Source organism: Bordetella muralis (assembly GCF_965139205.1).
GTDB lineage: Bacteria > Pseudomonadota > Gammaproteobacteria > Burkholderiales > Burkholderiaceae_B > Bordetella_A > Bordetella_A muralis.
Genome location: NZ_CBCSIU010000018.1, coordinates 70,081 through 89,935 on the forward strand (window position 1 = coordinate 70,081; position 19,855 = coordinate 89,935).

At 60.9% G+C, this 19,855-nt stretch carries 20 protein-coding genes and 1 pseudogene; 13 read left to right on the plus strand and 8 right to left on the minus strand.

Annotated elements, in window-relative coordinates:
- Nucleotides 1-220: 220 nt before the first annotated feature.
- Genes hpnC through hpnE form a run of 3 tightly spaced genes read left to right on the plus strand, consistent with a single transcriptional unit; the run spans nt 221 to nt 3,272 of the window.
- Entirely contained in the window at nt 221-1,045 is an 825-nt protein-coding gene (gene hpnC, locus ACNA0I_RS21060; RefSeq protein WP_415807982.1) for a squalene synthase HpnC, read from the plus strand.
- 47 nt (nt 1,046-1,092) lie between these two features.
- The gene (gene hpnD, locus ACNA0I_RS21065) at nt 1,093-1,959 is read left to right on the plus strand and encodes a presqualene diphosphate synthase HpnD (RefSeq protein WP_415807983.1); all 867 of its coding nucleotides are present in this window, start codon (nt 1,093-1,095) and stop codon (nt 1,957-1,959) included.
- Nucleotides 1,956-3,272 (plus strand): hydroxysqualene dehydroxylase HpnE, encoded by a 1,317-nt coding sequence (gene hpnE / locus ACNA0I_RS21070; protein WP_415807984.1) that lies wholly within the window; start codon nt 1,956-1,958, stop codon nt 3,270-3,272. Before hpnD ends, hpnE begins: the two co-directional genes overlap by 4 nt.
- A 163-nt stretch (nt 3,273-3,435) precedes the next feature.
- Here hpnE and crcB read toward each other — a convergent pair whose 3' ends face one another.
- Nucleotides 3,436-3,825, minus strand: coding sequence for a fluoride efflux transporter CrcB (crcB, locus tag ACNA0I_RS21075; protein WP_415807985.1), 390 nt, complete (start codon nt 3,823-3,825; stop codon nt 3,436-3,438).
- A 109-nt stretch (nt 3,826-3,934) separates the two neighbouring features.
- Between crcB and ACNA0I_RS21080 the strand changes: the two are divergent.
- A pseudogene (locus tag ACNA0I_RS21080) lies at nt 3,935-4,262 on the plus strand (PepSY-associated TM helix domain-containing protein); the annotation flags it as partial.
- Between the two features lie 92 nt (nt 4,263-4,354).
- Here ACNA0I_RS21080 and clpB read toward each other — a convergent pair.
- Nucleotides 4,355-6,952: an ATP-dependent chaperone ClpB gene (gene clpB / locus ACNA0I_RS21085; RefSeq protein WP_415807986.1), complete on the minus strand. Its 2,598-nt coding sequence runs from the start codon at nt 6,950-6,952 to the stop codon at nt 4,355-4,357.
- Between the two features lie 293 nt (nt 6,953-7,245).
- Here clpB and ACNA0I_RS21090 point away from each other — a divergent pair, with 293 nt between their 5' ends.
- Complete coding sequence (locus ACNA0I_RS21090; RefSeq protein ID WP_415807987.1) at nt 7,246-7,974, plus strand: helix-turn-helix domain-containing protein; 729 nt, start codon at nt 7,246-7,248, stop codon at nt 7,972-7,974.
- 5 nt (nt 7,975-7,979) lie between these two features.
- A complete protein-coding gene (locus ACNA0I_RS21095; protein WP_415807988.1) occupies nt 7,980-9,146 on the plus strand; it encodes a hypothetical protein in 1,167 nt (388 codons plus the stop codon).
- Nucleotides 9,147-9,246: 100 nt separating this feature from the next.
- On the opposite strand, the gene ACNA0I_RS21100 is transcribed toward ACNA0I_RS21095, so the two are convergent.
- From ACNA0I_RS21100 to ACNA0I_RS21115, 4 genes are all read right to left on the minus strand, one after another.
- Nucleotides 9,247-9,504 (minus strand): DUF3820 family protein, encoded by a 258-nt coding sequence (locus ACNA0I_RS21100; RefSeq protein ID WP_415807989.1) that lies wholly within the window; start codon nt 9,502-9,504, stop codon nt 9,247-9,249.
- Nucleotides 9,485-10,084, minus strand: a complete 600-nt coding sequence (locus ACNA0I_RS21105; RefSeq protein WP_415807990.1) for an NUDIX domain-containing protein — start codon at nt 10,082-10,084, stop codon at nt 9,485-9,487. The genes ACNA0I_RS21100 and ACNA0I_RS21105 overlap by 20 nt, the downstream gene beginning before the upstream one ends.
- 133 nt (nt 10,085-10,217) lie before the next feature.
- On the minus strand, nt 10,218-10,559 hold the full coding sequence (locus tag ACNA0I_RS21110; RefSeq protein ID WP_415808031.1) for a hypothetical protein: 342 nt from the start codon (nt 10,557-10,559) through the stop codon (nt 10,218-10,220).
- A gap of 196 nt (nt 10,560-10,755) precedes the next feature.
- Complete coding sequence (locus tag ACNA0I_RS21115) at nt 10,756-10,944, minus strand: oxidoreductase-like domain-containing protein (RefSeq protein ID WP_415808032.1); 189 nt, start codon at nt 10,942-10,944, stop codon at nt 10,756-10,758.
- Nucleotides 10,945-11,226: 282 nt separating this feature from the next.
- Here ACNA0I_RS21115 and ACNA0I_RS21120 point away from each other — a divergent pair, with 282 nt between their 5' ends.
- Complete coding sequence (locus ACNA0I_RS21120; RefSeq protein WP_415807991.1) at nt 11,227-11,949, plus strand: AraC family transcriptional regulator; 723 nt, start codon at nt 11,227-11,229, stop codon at nt 11,947-11,949.
- A gap of 71 nt (nt 11,950-12,020) precedes the next feature.
- Nucleotides 12,021-12,677 (plus strand): LysE family translocator, encoded by a 657-nt coding sequence (locus ACNA0I_RS21125; RefSeq protein ID WP_415807992.1) that lies wholly within the window; start codon nt 12,021-12,023, stop codon nt 12,675-12,677.
- 27 nt (nt 12,678-12,704) lie between these two features.
- Here ACNA0I_RS21125 and ACNA0I_RS21130 read toward each other — a convergent pair whose 3' ends face one another.
- Nucleotides 12,705-13,127 carry an organic hydroperoxide resistance protein gene (locus ACNA0I_RS21130; RefSeq protein WP_094822217.1) on the minus strand — a complete coding sequence of 141 codons (423 nt, stop codon included), beginning with the start codon at nt 13,125-13,127 and terminating at the stop codon, nt 12,705-12,707.
- 150 nt (nt 13,128-13,277) lie between these two features.
- Nucleotides 13,278-13,742, minus strand: coding sequence for a MarR family winged helix-turn-helix transcriptional regulator (locus ACNA0I_RS21135; RefSeq protein WP_415807993.1), 465 nt, complete (start codon nt 13,740-13,742; stop codon nt 13,278-13,280).
- A 274-nt stretch (nt 13,743-14,016) separates the two neighbouring features.
- Here ACNA0I_RS21135 and ACNA0I_RS21140 point away from each other — a divergent pair, with 274 nt between their 5' ends.
- The 5 genes from ACNA0I_RS21140 to ACNA0I_RS21160 all read left to right on the plus strand — a co-directional run bounded on the left by ACNA0I_RS21140 (nt 14,017) and on the right by ACNA0I_RS21160 (nt 19,829).
- Nucleotides 14,017-14,280, plus strand: coding sequence for a hypothetical protein (locus tag ACNA0I_RS21140; protein ID WP_415807994.1), 264 nt, complete (start codon nt 14,017-14,019; stop codon nt 14,278-14,280).
- Between the two features lie 56 nt (nt 14,281-14,336).
- Nucleotides 14,337-14,753 carry a DUF2946 family protein gene (locus tag ACNA0I_RS21145; protein WP_415807995.1) on the plus strand — a complete coding sequence of 139 codons (417 nt, stop codon included), beginning with the start codon at nt 14,337-14,339 and terminating at the stop codon, nt 14,751-14,753.
- Between the two features lie 116 nt (nt 14,754-14,869).
- Nucleotides 14,870-16,945 (plus strand): TonB-dependent receptor, encoded by a 2,076-nt coding sequence (locus ACNA0I_RS21150; protein ID WP_415808033.1) that lies wholly within the window; start codon nt 14,870-14,872, stop codon nt 16,943-16,945.
- A 57-nt stretch (nt 16,946-17,002) separates the two neighbouring features.
- A complete protein-coding gene (locus ACNA0I_RS21155; RefSeq protein ID WP_415807996.1) occupies nt 17,003-18,361 on the plus strand; it encodes a PepSY-associated TM helix domain-containing protein in 1,359 nt (452 codons plus the stop codon).
- Between the two features lie 358 nt (nt 18,362-18,719).
- Entirely contained in the window at nt 18,720-19,829 is a 1,110-nt protein-coding gene (locus ACNA0I_RS21160; RefSeq protein ID WP_415807997.1) for a porin, read from the plus strand.
- Nucleotides 19,830-19,855: the final 26 nt, after the last annotated feature.

Consider the following 19,855-nt stretch of genomic DNA (forward strand, 5'->3'; position numbering starts at 1 on the left):
CCCCCACGCCGCGCCTTCGGCTTGCTGCCCCCCGAGGGGGCGCTTTTTGCCTTGAGGCGGCTCGGCGGCAAAAAAATACCCCCACGCCGCGCCTTCGGCTTGCTGCCCCCCGAGGGGGCGCTTTTTGCCTTGAGGCGGCTCGGCGGCAAAAAATACACTACTAAAATGCCCTTATCTCCGAACACCACCCTCAGCCTCGACATGGCTGATTCCTAGAAGTATGGCCGTCGATCACTACGAAAACTTTCCGGTTGCCTCGCTGCTGCTGCCGCGCCGCCTGCGCGGCCCGGTCACCGATATCTATCGGTACGCACGCGCGGCCGATGACATTGCCGACGAGGGCAACGCCAGCGATGCGCAGCGCCTGGCCGACCTGGCGGCCTTTCGCGCCGAACTGCATCGCATCGGCGCCGAGCCGGGCAGCATGCCCGCCCCGTCGGCGACCCTCGCCCCTATTTTCACGCCGCTGGCGCAGACTATCGCCCAGCATCAACTGCCGATCACGCCGTTTTTCGATCTGTTGTCCGCCTTTGAACAGGACGTCACCGTCAAACAATACGAGGACTACGCCACGCTCCTGGATTATTGCTCACGCTCGGCCAACCCGGTCGGACGGCTGATGCTGCACTTATATAACGCCGCCACGCCCGACAATATGGAGCAGTCCGACGCCATTTGCACCGGACTGCAACTGGTCAATTTCTGGCAAGATGTGCGAGTAGACTGGCGCAAGCAGCGCTGCTACCTGCCTCGCGAGGATCTGCTGCGCCATCACGTCACCGACGAGGACATCGCGGCCTGCCGGCTGACGCCCGCCTGGCGGACACTGATGGCATTCCAGGTGGCGCGCACCCGGGCACTGCTACACTCTGGCGCTCCGCTGGCTCGACGCCTGCCCGGCCGCATCGGCCTGGAACTGCGTCTGGTTGTGCAAGGAGGCCTGCGCATTCTCGAGCGAATCGAGCTCTGCGGCTATGACGTCTTCATGAATCGGCCCAAATTGGGCGTGAAAGACTGGGCTGTCATGCTGTGGCGCAGTCGTTAGAGCGACGCGAGACGTGCTGAAAAACCGATGGGATACCTACCAAATTTATGACGCCTGACGAATATTGCCAGGAAAAAGCCGCCAAAAGCGGTTCGAGCTTTTACTATTCGTTCCTGTTCCTGCCCCCCGAACGCCGCCGCGCCATCACGGCGCTGTATGCGTTCTGCCGCGAGGTGGACGACGTGGTCGACGAATGCACGGATCCGTCCGTTGCACGCATCAAGCTCACTTGGTGGAGAACACAGGTCGATCAATTGTTCGCAGGACAGGCCGAACATCCGGTGATGCGGGCGCTGCAACCACACCTGGAGCCCTGCGGCATCGCACGCGAGCGCATGCTGGCAGTCATCGACGGCATGGAAATGGACCTCGACCAGACCCGCTACCTGGACTGGCCTGGCCTGCGCAAATACTGCTGGCACGCCGCCGGCGTCGTGGGCGAATTGTCCGCCGGGGTATTCGGCTATAGCGATCCGCGCACCATGGAATACGCCAGCAAATTGGGGCTGGCGTTCCAGCTCACCAATATCATCCGGGACGTCGGCGACGACGCGCGACGCGGCCGCATCTACTTGCCTATCAACGAATTGCAGCAGTTCGAAGTCAAAGCCGCCGACATTCTGAACGGTACGTATTCCGACCAATTCTCTGCGCTGATGGCATTCCAGGCCGATCGCGCCCGGCAGCTCTACAAAGAAGCGATGCAGAGCCTGCCCGAAGCGGATCGCCGCGCGCAGCGCCCTGGCTTGATGATGGCGGCGATCTACCATGCGCTCCTGGACGAGATCGAACGCGACAACTGGCAAGTGCTGCATCAGCGGATTTCGCTGACGCCATTGCGCAAACTCTGGCTGGCCTGGAAAACCTGGGTCAGCGGCGGCCGCGGCCTGGTGCGTCGCCTGGCAGCACGATGAAGGCCGCCGTCATCGGCGCCGGATGGGCCGGGCTCGCCGCCTGTGCCGCTCTGCGCGACGCCGGCGCGCAAGTTACCGTATTCGAGGCAGGCCGTACTCCTGGCGGACGCGCACGGCGCGTGGTGCATCCGGAGTTCGGCGGCCATCTGGACAATGGCCAGCATATTCTGCTGGGCGCCTATGATCAGACTTTGGCACTGATGCGCCGACTGGGCCGCAACCCCGCCACGCTGCTCATGCGCCGGTCGCTACGGCTGAGCAGCCTGGACGGACAGTTCCGCCTGTCGGCGCCGGCCCTGCCCGCGCCCCTGCATGCTGCAGTCGCCCTGCTCACGGCCCGTGGTCTGTCCTGGAATAGCCGTTTTGCCGCTGTACGCTTGATGTATGGCTTGAAAAAAATGGCCTGGCACCCGCCACGGGACTGGACGGTGGCCCAGTTGATGGCGCATTTTCAGCAACCCGAACCGCTGATCCGGTGCGTATGGGAGCCCCTTTGTTTGGCGGCGCTGAACACGCCGCTGGGTGAAGCCAGTGCGACCCTGTACGCCCGTATTTTGCAAGACAGCCTGAACGGCCACCGCCACAACAGCGATCTGCTATTGCCCTGTGTAGACCTGTCGGCGCTGTGGCCGGATGCCGTCGCCCTGCGCGCCACCATGCGTTATGGCGCGACCGTGCGGCATTTAGCCCCCTCGGCGCACGGCGTCGATGTCAATCGGGAACGCTTCGATACGGCGGTGCTCGCCGTTCCCCCGTCGGTTGCCGCGCGCCTGCTCGAGGACGCCCTGGTAGACGCCAACACGCCAGGCCTGCTCAAAGCCCTGCAAGCGTTCGACTACATGCCGATCGCCACATTGAACCTGAGACTGGCGTCCCCCTGGCCGTTGCCGGAACCCATGATGCAATTGCGCGAGGACAAAGCCCGCGGCCATTTCGGCCAATGGATATTTGATCGCTCGCGTCTGACTCGCAACAGCCCCGGCGCAGAGCTGGCGATCGTGACCAGCGCAGCCCACGACCTGGCCGAGGATGATCGCGACACCATCATTGCCAACCTGACCGCACAGGTGGCCGAACAGGCCGCGCGCCATCCGTCACGATTGGCGCCCATGCCTGCCACCGATGCGGCCGAGCTATTCATTGAAAAGCGCGCCACCTTTGCCGCCGTGCCTGGACTGAAACGCCCCCTGAACACGACGCCTTGGCCAACCCTGGCGCTGGCGGGCGACTGGACTGACACAGGCTATCCGGGCGTGCTGGAAGGAGCGGTGCGCAGTGGGCTCAAGGCGGCCCAGGTTCTGCTGGCACGATGATCAATCGGATGCTGATGCTCACCAAGCCGGCGCGGATATGGCGGCGCGCGCGAACCCAAACGCAACTCGAATTCGCGCACCTGGCTGGCTCCTGGGACGAGTACGCGCGTTAGGCGCTGAACGCTACGCCCTTACCGGCAGGCGCAAACGCCCCTCATTTTCCTCAGCGCAGCACCGCATGAGCGCTGGCCAATCCCAGCGCCGTCAACGCGAGCGAACCGATCAGGCTCACGGCCGCATAACCCAACGCTGCGCCATAAGCCCCACGCTCCAGCATTGCCACCGTTTCCGCCGAAAACGTCGAAAACGTGGTCAATCCGCCCAGGAATCCCGTCACGGCCGCCAAGCGCACCCATTGTGGCCATTCCGGGTGCGCCAGCAATACCGCCAGGGCCACGCCAATCAAATAGCCCCCGATCAGATTGACGAGCAACGTGCCCCACGGCCAACCGGAGGAGGTATTCAGCCACACCCCCAGCAACCAACGCGCGCACGCCCCGAAAGCGGCTCCGACCGACACGGCCAGAACGTTAAGTGGAATCAGCGATTGCATTTTTATATTTGAGACCCATTCTCATTTAAGTACTAGAATCCGCAGCCTTAGTGCAATATTGGTCATGGACAGTCAACCCGCCTCTCGCTGACGAGCCTACTGGCTCAAGACACTACACCAATGGCATTGGATCAGTTCCGCATTATGCCTCTTGGGCATGTTGTTGTTCGCTATCACCGGATTGACGCTCAATAACGCCTCGTCGATCAGCGTCAACCCGGCGGTCACGACACACGACGCACAACTGCCCGCCGCGCTGCTGGCCGAGCTCAAGGCGTCGACACCTCGGATAAAAACATGCGTCCTTCTTGGGGCGGCCCGGCAACGGACGAGACCCCCACGCCGCGCCTTCGGCTTGCTGTCCCCCAAGGGGGCATTTTTGTCTTGGGGCGGCCCGGCAACGGATGAGACCCCCACGCCGCGCCTTCGGCTTGCTGNCCCCCAAGGGGGCNTTTTTGTCTTGGGGCGGCCCGGCAACAAAAAAGGGCAACGCGACATCGCGTTGCCCTTTTCCATGACGCCAGTTCAATCACTGCAACGTGCGCGTGAACACGAACTTGCCGTCTTGCCAATCGACCGGCACCACATCGCGCGGCCCGAAGTCGCCTTCGAGGATCAGCTTGGCGACCGGGTTTTCGATCTGCTGCTGGATCGCGCGCTTCAGCGGTCGAGCACCGAACACAGGATCGAACCCGGCACGCGCCAACTCGGTCAATGCCGCATCGGACACCTCCAGGCGCATTTCCTGCCGCTCCAGACGATCTGCCAGACGCTTGAGCTGAATCCGTGCAATCGACTCGATGTGCTGTGCTTCCAGTCCGTGGAATACCACTACCTCGTCGATACGGTTCAAGAACTCCGGACGGAACGACTGCTTCAGCTCATCCCACACGACCTCCTTGATCACTTCGTAAGGCTGTCCCGCCATGCTCTGGATATGTTGCGACCCCAGGTTGGATGTCATCACAATCACCGTATTGCGGAAATCCACCGTACGGCCTTGACCATCGGTCAGACGACCATCGTCCAGGACTTGCAGCAGCACGTTGAACACATCGGGGTGGGCTTTTTCCACCTCGTCCAGCAACACCACGCTGTACGGCTTGCGGCGTACCGCCTCGGTCAGGTAACCGCCCTCTTCGTAGCCCACATATCCCGGTGGCGCACCGATCAAACGCGCGACGGAGTGTTTTTCCATGAACTCACTCATGTCGATACGAATCAGATGTTCCTCGGAATCGAACAAGAAGTCCGCCAACGCACGCGTCAGTTCGGTCTTGCCCACACCGGTCGGCCCGAGGAACAGGAATGACCCATACGGACGCGAAGGATCCGCCAGACCTGCACGCGAGCGGCGAATCGCATCGGAGACCAGCCGGACAGCTTCGTCCTGCCCCACCACGCGCTTGTGCAGATAGTCTTCCATTTGCAGCAATTTTTCGCGCTCGCCCTGCATCATCTTGGCCACGGGGATACCCGTCGCGCGCGACACGACCTCGGCGATTTCCTCGGCGCCGACTTGCGTACGCAGCAAACGAGGCTTATCCGATTCGGACTGCTCGCCTTGCTGCTCGGCATTGTCGGCCGCGCTCAAACGCGCCTCCAGCTCGGGCAGCTTGCCGTATTGCAGCTCGGCCAGTTTGTCGAATTGCCCCTTGCGTTGCAATTCGGCCATCTCGGCGCGCACGCGGTCGATTTCTTCCTTGATGGCTTGCGTGCCTTGTACAGCGGCCTTTTCGGCTTTCCAGATTTCCTCGAAGTCGTTGTACTCGCGTTGCAGCTTTTCGAGTTCCTCTTCGATCACGGCCAGGCGGCGCTTGGACCCGTCATCGGTTTCCTTGCGTACGGCTTCGCGTTCGATCTTCAACTGAATGATGCGTCGATCCAGACGATCCATGACCTCGGGCTTGGAGTCGATCTCCATACGAATACGCGCCCCTGCTTCGTCGATCAAATCGATGGCCTTGTCCGGCAGGAAACGGTCTGTGATGTAGCGATGCGACAACTCGGCGGCGGCCACAATCGCAGGGTCGGTGATTTCGACACCGTGGTGGATCTCGTAGCGTTCCTGCAACCCGCGCAGGATCGCGATCGTCGACTCGACATCGGGCTCGTTGACCAACACCTTCTGGAATCGGCGCTCCAGCGCGGCGTCCTTTTCAATGTATTTGCGATACTCGTCCAACGTCGTTGCGCCGATGCAATGCAACTCGCCACGCGCCAACGCCGGCTTGAGCATATTGCCCGCATCCATCGCACCCTCGGCCTTGCCGGCGCCCACCATAGTGTGCAACTCATCGATAAACACGATGTTCTGGCCGTCGTCTTGCGCCAGCTCTTTCAGCACGGCTTTCAGACGCTCTTCGAACTCGCCACGGAACTTGGCGCCTGCCAACAGCGCCGCCAGGTCGAGCGACAACACCCGCTTGCCGCGCAGAGTCTCGGGGACTTCGTCATTCACGATGCGTTGCGCCAAGCCCTCGACGATGGCGGTCTTGCCCACACCGGGTTCGCCGATCAGCACGGGGTTGTTCTTGGTGCGGCGCTGCAGGATCTGAATCGTGCGGCGGATTTCATCATCACGGCCGATCACGGGATCGAGTTTGCCTTCGCGGGCGCGCTCGGTCAGGTCCAAGGTGTATTTGGCCAGGGCCTCACGATTGGATTCGCCCTCGGCGGCAGAGACGTTTTCGCCTCCACGCACAGCGTCAATCGCAGCCTCAAGCGCTTTCTTTTGCAAACCGGCATCGCGCAGGATCGTGCCGGCCGGACCTTTGTCGTCAGCCAGCGCCAGCAAAAACAATTCGCTGGCAATGTACGTATCGCCACGCCGCGCGGCTTCTTTGTCGGTGCGCGTCAGCACCGCCTGCAGGTCGCGCCCGACCTGCACGTTGTCGTTACCCTGCACTTGAGGCAGCGCTTTCAACGCAGCGTCCAACGCGGCCGGCACGCGGTTCACCGCGACACCTGCGCGCGCCAGCAAGCTGCCTGCCCCGCTGTCTGCGTCAGACAGCAGCGCCGAGAGCACATGCACGGGCTCGATATAGGGATGGTCGTTGCGAGCAGCCAAGCTTTGCGCATCAGCCAAAGCCTGCTGGAATTTAGTCGTCAGTTTGTCGAATCGCATAAGAGTTGTCGTTAGGCTTGATGGGGAGCCTGACCGGAACTGCTACGCGGCTTGGCTCGATGAATAACATGTGCGGATGTTGATCGTTTTTTCAAGGCCTTTCAGGCCCCAAAACGTGGGAATTTCAGCACGATTGCACAATATGTAACAATCCAATTCCTCCTCGACTGCACGGTTCCCGCAGTCGCGGGACCCATTCACACGGAGCCGCCTTCGGTGGCGCTTACAATAGGGTACAGCTCGTTCATGTCCTTGCGTCTGCGCGAGGCACCGCACCACTCGCAGCCCACTCTATGCAAAAACGTGTTCCCCTGTCACCAGAATCGTCCAACTGCTCGACATGCATGCTGGGCCACGTCTGCGTTCCCGTCGGGATGGCCGCCGCCGACGTTCAGCAACTGGACAAGCTCGTGCAAGAACGCATCCGCCTGCCCAAGGGCGCGACGCTCTACACCCAGCAAGACAAATTGGACGCGGTATACAGCGTACGCTACGGCAGCGTCAAAACCCAGATCGAAGACGCAGCCGGACATATGCAGATTACCGGCTTTCACCTGCCGGGAGAAATGATAGGCCTGGACGGCATGCTGCAAGGACAGCATGTCTCTACCGCGCTGGCCATGGAAGACGCCGAGGTTTGTGTCATCCGTCTGTCTCAAATCGATCATATCGCCGCCCAACTGCCCTCGCTGCAACATCAGATGCGCCGCCTCATGAGCCGCGAACTGGAACGCTCGTATCAGATGCTGGCCTCGCTGGGCAGCCTGCAATCCGAACAGCGCCTGGCGGGCTTTTTGCTCAATCTGTCGCAACGCTATGCCGCACTCGGATATTCTTCCACCGAATTCGTGCTGCGCATGACCCGTGAGGAAATCGGCAACTTTCTCGGACTGACCCTAGAGACCACCAGTCGACTGTTTTCGCGCCTGGCACGCGAAAACCTGATCGCAATTCGTCAACGCGAAGTCCAATTGCTGGACATCCCCGCGCTGCAGCAACGATTAGGGCAGGAACGTTGCTGAGAGCGATGCTCGTGCCTCGCCTCCCGTCACACCCGGGCTCATCTGGCTGGGCGATGATGGCGCTGATGCTGGCATTGACGCTGGTTGGGGGCGCTGCCGTGGCCCAAACGCCCCTGCCTCCGCCTTACAACTACGATGAACCGCTGCCCAAAGGGCCGCGCCCGCTGCCCGCATGGCAATATCTGACGTTGGGCGAGGCCAAGCACACCTACCGCATGCCGGTCTATGCCAACCACAAACTCGGCAAAGGCCTGAAAAGCATACGCCGCGTCATCGTCGTGCTGCCAGGCGCCCGCCGCGATGCCGGGCAGCACTACCAGGATATCGAAGCCCTCGTTAACCGCGATCCCGCCCACAAAACCGATACGCTGGTTCTGGCCCTGGAGTTTCCCACCTCCGTCGATGCCGACTTTGCGAAACTCCCTGCCTGGCGCAAATCCAGTTGGGAAGTCGGTGGCAAGAGCATCCAGGCTTCGGGGCGCCCGGGGCCGATCAGCGCGTTTCAAGTGCTCGACGATATTGTGAAATGGTCGGCCGATCGCAAAGCGATCCCGGCACTCTCCGACATCGTGCTGGCCGCGCATGGCAGCGGCGCGCAGTTGCTGCAGCGCTATGCGATCCTCAATGACCTGGACGGCACCGTGCGCCGCGAGGGCTTGGGGCTGCGCTATGTCGTGGCAAACGCGCCTTCCTATCTGTACCTGACAGCTGAGCGCCCTCGCCGCACCAGCGGGGGCTATGCCTCTTACGAGCGGGGCATTTGCCCGACCTATAACCAATACCCCTACGGCCCGCAACAGTTTCCTGCCTACGCCAGCGACCCCGGCCCTGCCAGCCTGTACGTGCGTTACGCCTCGCGCGATGTGGTCTATCTATTGGGCGGCGCGGACAACAATCCCGAAGATCACGGGTTGGACAAACATTGCGCCGCCGAGGCTCAGGGTGCCACCCGGCTGTCGCGTGGCCTGGGCTATCTGCGCTATGACCACCTGCTGGCACACCGGGGCAGCTCGCCCATCAACCTCACGCACACGCCACAGCGAGTCATGGGCGTCGGACACGACGCCACGGCGATGTTCGGCTCTCAATGCGGCACACAGGCCTTGCTGGGTCACGACGCACGCATTGCAGAGCGCGCGGCCTCGTGCGAAGCCATTACGCCAGCCCCCTGAGCCCGGTTGCTGGCGAAGTTGCCGAGCCTGCCCCTGCTTGATTGCTGCCGCCGGCAAAGCCATCGAGCCAACACAGGGCCCGCTGCCACCAGCAAGATAATCATGCCTGGACTTTAGCCGCCACCTTCGGCTTGCTGCCTGTCCCGGCCTGTTGGCGCAGCGGTTGCAGCAACGCCGACAGACCATTGTGGTCCAACTCGTGCATCAACGCCAATAACCTGCCGATCTGCCCAGGCGGAAATCCCTTGCGCGCAAACCACGCCAAATAAGGTCCCGGCAGATCTGCGATTAAACGCCCCTGATATTTGCCGAACGGCATCTCCAGCGTGACGAGACGTTCAAGATCTTCTGGATTCATCGTGCGGCTGCCAATCCAACGGCCAATTTCCGGCCAGCACATTTTGCAGCCACAGCGTGCACGTCAGCGTCTTGGCATCCGTCACGCGGCCACTGCGGCAAGCGTCGGCCAATTCGTCAGGCGCCGTAGCGCGCACCTCCAGGAACTCGTCCTGATCGAGCTGGGCCGTGCCAGCGACCAGCCCGCGCGCGAAGAAGATATGGATGATCTCGGTCGAATAGGCGATCGCCAGATGCATCGCCCCCGCGCTGGCCCATTCCTTGGCGGTGTAGCCTGTTTCCTCGAGCAGTTCGCGCTTTGCACACGCCAACGGATCCTCGCCAGGATCGAGCTTGCCCGCCGGGAACTCGGTCATCACCTGTCCCACAGGATAACGGAACTGCCGCTCCATCAACACGCGCCCATCGTCGAGCAACGGAATGATCACCACGGCGCCCGGATGCACGATGTACTCGCGCGTGGCCTGCCTGCCATCGGGCAGGCGGACCGTATCGCAACGTGCTTTGATAAAGCTGCCTTCGCAAAGGGACTGGCTATCAACCAGCGTTTCAATCAAGTGGGCGTCGTCGGCAGCGTTCATGAGTAGCAAAAAAACAAAAACGGATGGAAATGCGATCGCATCAAACGCATTGACGGTGCAGTCAAAAACCGAAATTGCTCTCGGCTCCGGGCACATCAACGTGTCGAAACAATCAGCTTACCATCCCGGTGCTTTATTGTTGACGACGCGCTTCCAGTTCACGCAGACATGCAGCAACTTCGTTTTGCAGTTGTGCGCGATCGACCGCCGCACGATCGGCGTTGTTGCGGCAGCGCTCGTATTGGGCCAGGCTCTCCGGGGTATCGCGCACCACGCCTGACGGGGCTGCCGTACCAGCCTGCGGCTGTTCCGTAATGCGCAAGGTCGAAGGAGGCGAGTAACTGCCGTCGCGCGAGGGATAGCTATATTCCTGCGCCTGCTGCGCAGCCTCATGCATCTGTTGAGCCTGCGCCATCCCGACGGTGCCCATCAGGCAAGTCAAAGCGGTAAAGCTGGAAATTACGATCGTCTTCATCATCTATTGCTCCGGAAAAACCTCGGCACTCATGCCGGGGAAGAGAGGGCGCAGCCTCGTCAGGCATTGGCACCCATTTATCGTAACGTCTGGCACCGCGCCCCAGAGCGCAAAAATAGGTGCCAAAGCGCAACAAAATCTCCGCCCTGATTCCAGCCCTGACGTTGCCGGCCTCAAGCGGCCGCGCACTCGCTATTCACGATGATTCCGCATGCCGAGCCCGCCAAGCGCGCAAAGCCTCGCGATAAGCTTCCATTTCGTCGTTATACATGTCGTAAACGCACGGAATACAGCCACTTTGACAACACTCGTTAGGGCCGGGAGGGGTAGGCGGCACAGGCTCGGGATCATCAGCAGATGAGTCCTGCGCAGCAGCATCCGTCATCACAGCAGGAAATACAGGCTCTTCAGGCGCACGATGCAGGCCAGGCAACGCCGAACCCGGCCGCTGTGCAACGGTGTCCATATCGGTAGCATGTATCGAAGAATTCATAATCACTATTATCGCCCCATCATCCGATGGACGGCGGCCTGCGCTGCCAGTGATAATCTGTTGACTATCGGCCCAGCGTCCTACCGACTCTTTATGCCCCACCCCCAATTTTGGCGCGACGCGCGACTGCCCTACGTGGAAAGCCGGCGGGCTGTTCACAGCCGCGCATGCTACGTGACGCACACGCACGACACCATGTCGATCGGCACAGTCGACAGCGGCCATAGCACCTTTACGTGTGGCGACACCTCATATCGGCTCGCCGCCGGCAGTCTGGTCATGGTGCCGGCGCATTGCGCGCATGCCTGCAATCCCGATTCCGACGCGGCATGGAGCTATCAGATGCTGCATCTGGACGCTCAATGGGTTCGCGCGTTGTTGGCCGAGCACGATGGGGATGCCGCGCTGCCTGATCACGCGGCCGTGAGCCATGCACTGCCCGCCTATCAGCGATTCTGTGAACTCAACGACCTGTTGTTTTCAGACGCCGCGCCCGCCGACAAGGAGTCTGCGCTCATCTTGTATGTAGGGAGCCGTTCATGGTTGGGCCTGCCGCTGGCAGCCCCGCCTCCTCCACTGGTGCCGCACCGCTTCCAACACATCATGGCCGCGCTGCACGAATCCGGTAACCATGACATATCCCTCGCCGCGCTGGCAGACATGGCGGGCATGAGCCGTTATCAGTTCATCCGCGCATTCCGCGCAGCGACCGGCATGACGCCGCATGCCTATCAACTGGATCTGCGCATCCTGCACGCCCGCCAATTGCTGCGGCGTGGCCAGAGCCTGAGCCGCATCGCGCAAGACCTGGGTTTTGCGGACCAAAGTCATTTCCAGAGGGCCTTCAAACAGCGCGTCGCCGCCACGCCTGGCCTCTATCAACGCTCGAGCGGCTGAACCCCTGCAATTTTCTTCAATACGCCATGCGTCTGCCGCTGCAGAATCGCCTCGTTCTCACAAGAGGCAATATGGCAAACGCTTGGCAACTCTTCGCCGTGGTCGCAGGCGCGCATTTCCTGGCGCTGCTCAGCCCCGGCCCTGATTTCTTTTTGATTATCCGCAGCGCGTTACTACATGGCTGGCGTCCCACTGCCACCGTCTGCCTGGGCATCGCAGCAGCGAACGGCATCTTCATCATATTGGCGATCGGCGGATTTGCCGCATTGAACCCCTCTGGTGCGCTTTTCCAGTTGCTGCAAGCGGCAGGCTGCCTCTATCTCGCGTATCTGGGGGCAGCGCTGCTCCGTCATGCCCGCACTGGCGCTGCGTCGCTGCACAGTCCGGCTATCGCTGGCACGGCTGTGCCGCCGTCTTGGCACCGGCGCTTTGCCATGGGTTTCGGCTCCGGCATTCTGAACCCCAAAAATGCGCTGTTTTATGCCAGCCTGTTCTCGCTGTTGGCCGGCGAACATACACCGCCTACGCAGCAATGGGCCTACGGGCTGTGGATGTTTGCGGTGGTATTGGCCTGGGATTTACTGATCTGCGCGGGCATAGGTCACCCGGCCATCGTGGCCGCCATGACCCGCTATAACGCGCTGATCGAGCGCATCACCGGCGTCGTATTGCTGCTGATTGCGGGGGGCGGATTATGGTTGCTGGCCGGCGCGTTCCTGGAGCGATAGCGCCGGCCGGTCTACACCTTGACCGCGTTACACGATCGTCAGCGTGACATCGATATTGCCGCGAGTGGCATTCGAATACGGGCATACGATGTGCGCGCGTTGCACCAGATCCTCGGCCTGCTCGCGTGCCAGACCCGGCAGCGAGATCTTCAGCTCGACTTCGATACCGAAGCCGGTGGGCAGAGGCCCGATACCCACGGCGCCCTCGATGGACGCATCCGCCGGAATCGACAGCTTGTCGCGATTTGCGACGAACTTCATCGCGCCGAGAAAGCATGCGGAATAGCCCGCGGCAAACAATTGCTCCGGGTTCGTGCCGCCGCCAGGGCCGCCCATTTCGCGCGGGACCGCCAGTTTGACGTCCAGGATATTGTCCGACGAGACAGCACGGCCATCACGACCGCCGGTGGCTTTGGCATGGGCACGGTATACGACTTTTTCGAGAGACATGACAGGTTCCTTTAGTTAACAGAGATAAAACGACAGGCGATTTACTCAACATACGGCTCGCCAGAACCGAATACAAATAGCAAGCAAATTAATCGTGCACTACATATATGGCAGATTGATGGCACAAGACAGAGGGCACACCCGGCCCAATCATGCATGCGTCATCAAACTTTCCCGCAACTGCTCCAACCGCACTTTCAATGCGGCCAACTCATCCGGCGCGCACTCCGTCGCACACAACACCTCGACGGGGACTTGCGCCGCCTTCTGTTTCAGCGCGCGCCCTGCGGACGTGAGCGCCACGATGACTTGGCGCTCATCCTGCTCGGCGCGTGTGCGGGTCAACCATCCCGCAGCCTCCATACGCTTGAGCAAGGGCGTCAAGGTCGCGGAATCCAAAAACAGCCGGCGGCCGATGTCGGTCAACGTCAACTGATCCTGTTCCCACAGCACCATCATCACCAGGTATTGCGGATACGTCAGATCCAGCGCGCGCAGGAGCTTACGATACACCTTGTTCATCGCCAGCACCGTCGAATGCAGGGCAAAACACAGTTGCTCGTCCAGCAACAGTGATGGCTCATCGGCAGCAGAGGATCGGGATGAAGGCGTCATGGATTGAATAATACATAGCGCACGATTTAATCGCAAGTTATTTTTATGCAACAGACACGAGGGCCTCGATAGCGACTCCGCCTGCAAGAGAACATACCAGGGGAGACAGGGCCTCCCTCCGGGCGAGCGTCATTGACGAAACCGGCGGCGGGCTCGGCGGCGCCTGACGCCATCCGTAGAATAGAGAGGTTTTCCGTTGCCCTCCTGCCGACCTCGCGTTTGCCAGCAGAGGCACCGCAATTTTTCTTCAACTCTATTTTCTTAAAGGCTCTCCATGGAAACAGAACTTGATGGCCGCTTGCTCGCCATGCGTCAGACCGTCGCACTGGCCCTGGCGCTGTCCACCCGCAGCAACCCGCAAGCCATCGACTTGGCGCTGGACATTCTGGGCGACTTGCGTGCCAACGTTGACAGCGCGCCCGCGGACAGCCCCTTTGACGTGCCCGCCTGGGCAACTGGGGCGCAAGACGAGCTGGATCAGATCGCGCATCTCGTGCGTGCGTTCACGCAGCAATCTGACAACGAATCTAACGAATAAAGCCGCCTCAATGCATGCCGCAGCCGGCTAGAGCTGTAGTTTAGAATTACAGCACCATGCATCCCACAAACCGTGCTTTCACATCGATACGCTATCGCGCTGCCGTCTGGCTGGCGCTCTGCGTATTTGCGCTGAAAGCACTGGTCCCCCAGGGCTTTATGCCTGGGACTGATCCGAGCGCCACACTGATTCAATTGTGTTCGGCCGCGGGTCCGATATGGGTCGAAGGCCCATCCAAGGCCGGACACGATCATCACCCCTCGCGCCAAGACGCTCAACATGCCGAACAATCGGCCGTCTGTCCCGCTGGCGTGGCATTGGCCGCATTGCCGCTCTTGCCCTCCCTGCCAGGGCTGGTACCGACCGGCACCATCACGCTGCAAGTCGCAGCGCGCGCTCCGCCGGCGCTGGCTGACACCTCACCTCAGAGCGCACCGCTCGGTGCGCGCGCCCCGCCTGTCTCACTCGGTTAGTGCTTGATTCCCCGTCGCGCATCGCGACGGCCCTGCCCTTTCTACCGAGAATTTCCATGCCATCCCATTCCGTCAGGACATCCGTCCTGCCTCGGCGCACGGNCGTTTCCGCGACCGTGGCGCTGCTATTGGCCAGCCCTGGCGTCCGAGCCCAGACCGCCACGCTGCCCGCTATTTCCGTATCCAGCGACGCCTTCCCCATCACGCTCAATGAGATCGGCGCAACCGGATCATCGCTGTCACTCACGCCCTTTGAGACCCCCGCCAGCCTGGAAATCATCACCAATGAGCAACTGCGCGCACGTGGCGACGTGACGGTGATGGATGCTATCACGCAAGCGGCCGGCATCAGCGCGTTCCGGCATCCTGGCAACGGCGGCTCGTCGCTCTCTGCGCGCGGCTTTACCGATTCGAATTCGGTCGCGATCCTGTACGACGGACTGCGTCAATACGGTGGCCTGGGCCAGACCTTTGTCTACGATCCCTGGTCAGTCGAGCGCATCGAGGTCCTGCGCGGCCCCGCCTCGGTCCTGTATGGCGAGGGGGCGATTGGCGGCGTGGTCAACATCATTCCCAAGAAGCCTTCCCGTGGCCCGATCGAAAATGAAATCCAGACCACAATCGGCACCCACGACACCCAGCGCCTGGCGTTCGGCAGCGGCGGTGCGATCGACGATCGCTGGTCGTATCGGTTGGATCTCAGCGGCAACCACAGTAATGCCGACATGAGCCTGGGGGATTCGAAAAACGCCGCCGTCACCGCGGCACTGCGGCTCGACGTCTCGCCCGAACTGAATTTCACGCTGACCCAAGCCTATGCGTGGCAAGAGCCGACCCGCTATTTCGGTACACCCTTGATTGACGGCGACATCGATTATTCCTTGCGCCATCAGAACTACAACGTCGATGACAGCAAGATCATCTATCGCGACCAGCGCACCGAACTGCAGACCGAATGGATGCCCAATGCGCAAACGACCGTCCGTGGACGCGTCTACTACATCGGCAGCGACCGCGACTATCGCAATGCAGAGAACTACACCTGGCAACCCGACAGCGGCCTGATCGAACGCAGTGCCTACACGGCGATTCAGCATGACCAGTCGCAAATCGGCGCGCGAGCCGATACCGCCTTTCGCGGCCAGGTATTGGGCTTGCAGAATCAAGTCTCGGTGGGTGCCGAAATCAATCGCAGCAAGTTCACCCATACCAACAACTCGCCTTATAGCGGTACGTCCTTGGTTGATCCCTACGATGTCGATCACGGCGAATTCATCAACGAGGCCGGCACCTCGCCACGCTACCGCAACACCGCGACGCAGTACGCTCTCTTTGCCGAAGACCGCCTGATGCTCACCGAGCGATGGTCCGTATTGGGCGGCGTGCGCTATGACCATATTGATCTGCAGCGTGAAGACCTCGTCACCGGCACCACGGCCTATCGCACCACCTTTACCAATGTGGGCTGGCGAGTCGGATCGGTCTACGACATATTGCCCACGCTCGCGATATACGGACAATACGCCGAGGCGGCCGACCCTGTCGGCGGACTGTTGCTCTTGTCGCCAGCCAACAAGGACTTCGAACTCTCGACCGGTCGCCAGATCGAGATCGGGCTCAAGCAGACATTCTGGGACGACAAGGGCCAATGGACCTTGGCGGCCTATCACATCCGCAAAAATCATCTCGTCACACGCGACCCCAATGACCCTGCATTGCGCGTGCAAGTCGGCAGTCAATCCAGCCGCGGGCTGGAGCTCACCGTAGGCATGGAGATTGCCCACGATTGGCGCATCGATTTCAACGGAGCGATCCTGGATGCGCATTACGACGACTATGTAGATAGCGCCAACGGGACCGCCGTCTCTCGACGAGGCAATGTGCCGCCCGACGTGCCCGAGCGACTGGCCAATCTGTGGGTGAGCTGGAATTTCGCGCCGCAATGGACCGCCAGCGCAGGGTTGCGCTATGTGGGCAAACGCTATGCCGACAGCGCCAACGAGCTCGAGATGGCCGCCTACACCACGACGAACCTCGCCCTGCAATGGGAGCCTCGCCGCGACCTGAGCCTGGCCCTGCGAGCCTACAACGTATTCGATAAACAGTACGCCGAGACCGCCTACTACAACCAGACGCAATGGCTGTTGGGCGCAGGACGACGCGTCGAATTGTCCGCGAACTATCGGTTCTGAGCGATCCCTGAATCCTGGCCGGATGCTGACATTCGGCCTCCAACTATCTGCGTCATCATGAACACTCAAGCAAACACACCAGATACTGATGCGATCCGTCATGTCGATGTTTATCGGGCTGTCTGGCGCTGGCACTTTTATGCCGGCCTGCTGGTCATCCCTTTCCTGATTGTGCTGTCTGTCACCGGCGCGCTTTATCTGTTTCATAACGAGATCGAGAACGCCTGGTATCGCGAACTGAAATCGGTGCCCGCACAAGACACTCCGGCATTGGCGCCGTCTGCATTGACACAGGCCGCCTTGCAGGCCTACCCTGGCACGCTGGCCAAATACCTGCCGCCCGCCACACCCGAGGCGGCGGCACAAGTCGTCATCAAGCCGGCAGCCGGCGCGAGCCTCAGCGTTTATGTCAACCCGTATGACGCTCACGTTCTGGGGGCGATCCCTGAACGCGGCACGTTGATGTGGACCATACGCCGATTGCACAGTCTGGACTACTTTGGCCCGATCGCCAACGGCGCCATTGAAATCGCGGCAGGCTGGAGCATCCTGCTGGTGCTCACGGGGATCTACCTTTGGTGGCCGCGCGGCCGCAAACAAGGCGTCATCAGCATACGCAGCACGCCATCCAAACGCGTCTTCTGGCGCGACACGCATGCCGTCACCGGAGTGATCGTCGGCTTTTTCATTCTGTTCCTGGCCACCACCGGCATGCCTTGGTCCATCGTGTGGGGCGCCAAGGTAAACCAATGGGCCAATGGCAACAACTTTGGCTATCCGGCAGGCGTGCGCGTAGCCGTCCCCATGTCGGATGAACACCTGGCGCATATGGGACACACAACATGGTCGCTGGAGCAAGCCCGCGTGCCCGCATCCACGCCTGCTCACACCGTGGGCGAGCCCATCGGCCTGGACGCCGCTGTCAATATTTTCGATCGGCTGGGCCTGGCGCCGGGTTACGCCATCAACGTGCCGCAGAACGCCACGGGCGTCTACACCGCCTCGGTCTACCCCAACGATCTGTCACGCCAGCGCGTCGTGCATCTGGATCAATACAGCGGCCAACCGCTATTGGACATGAGCTATGGCGACTATGGGCCGTTGGGTAAAACGCTGGAATGGGGGGTCAATGTACATATGGGCCAGGAATTCGGCCTGGCCAATCAATTGATCCTGCTTGCAGCCTGTCTCGCTATTGTGCTGTTGTGTGTGGCGGGCGCGACCATGTGGTGGAAGCGGCGCCCAACGGGCAGCCTGGGCGTGCCTCCTATGCCGGCGGCGCGCGGTGCGCTGCGTGGCGTCATGGTGTTGATGGTGATTGGCGGGATCATCTTTCCACTGGTGGGCGCCTCGCTGCTGGTCATGCTGGCGCTGGACTTGCTGCAGCAACGGCGCAGCAAAGACAGCGTCTGCTGAACATCAAACGCAGCAAACGCTGCTGCGCATTGAGTCGGCAATTCAAGCGGAATATGCACACCATGCACGAATAGACTGCCATCCTGAACCGCATTTCGATGCAAAAAAACAACGGCCACGCGCAAAAAAACCCTTGCCGCTGTCGTGGCCGCTGCGGCGCTGCGCCCGCGCTAAAAAGGCATCTCCAGGCCTGACGCGAAATCGTGAGAAATAACTACTTTTAGCCGCAAAATCCTGCAGTTTCCGAATTTGGCGGCAATCGATGCTTTACCATGAAGCCCTCAGGGATAATGCGCAGGCCTTGGAACAAGACCTGCGCCGTTATCTCTGATTGTTCAATTCAACGGAGATTTTCTTTATGAAAAAGACGCTACTCGCCGCTGCACTGCTGGCTGGTTTCGCAGGCGCCGCTCAGGCTGAGACGTCGGTCACTCTCTATGGTGTCATCGACACCGGCATCGGCTACAACAAGATCAAAGGCGATGGTTACAGTGGCAGTCGCGTAGGCATGATCAACGGCATTCAAGCCGGTTCGCGCTGGGGTTTGCGTGGTACCGAAGACTTGGGCGATGGTCTGCGCGCCGTATTCCAACTGGAAAGCGGCTTTGATTCCAGCAACGGCAACAGCGCCCAAAACGGCCGTCTGTTCGGCCGTCAGGCCACCATCGGTTTGGCCAACGACAGCTGGGGTACCCTGGAGTTCGGTCGTCAGACCAACATGTCCTCCAAATACCTGGCAGACATCGACCCGTTCTACACCAGCTATACCCAAGCCAACCTGGGTCTGGGCTTCAGCGCAGCGAACACCACCCGTTGGGACAACATGGTGATGTACCGCACGCCGTCGTTCAGCGGTTTTGAATTCGGCGTGGGCTACTCGTTCAATGTGGACGACACCAACAGCAACGAAACCGGCTTCCGTACGGCAGACAACACCCGCGGCATCACCGCCGGTCTGCGCTATCTGAACGGTCCGTTGAACGTCGCCCTGACCTACGACCAACTGAACGCCAGCAACAGCGCCTCGAACATCGATAGCAACGCAACGCCCCGTCAATATGCGGTCGGCGTCACCTACGACTTCGAAGTTCTGAAGCTTGCTGCCGCCTACGGCCGCACCACCGACGGCTGGTTCACCGGCCAGGACCTGGATTCGGGCACGCCCTTCAGCAACGAATTCGGCTCTAACCGCTTTGTCGATGGCTTCAAGGCCAATTCGTACATGGTCGGCGCGACGGTACCCATCGGCGGCGCCAGCAACGTCTTCGGTTCGTGGCAGCGTGTCGACCCCTCCAACGACCGCCTGACCGGTGGCGATTCCACCATGAACGTCTGGAGCCTGGGCTACACCTACGATCTGTCCAAGCGTACCAACCTGTACGCCTACGGCTCGTACGGCAAAGACTATGCCTTCATCGATGGTCTGAAGAGCACGGCTGTCGGCGTCGGCCTGCGTCACCGCTTCTAAAGCAAAACCGGCAACAGGCTTGTGCA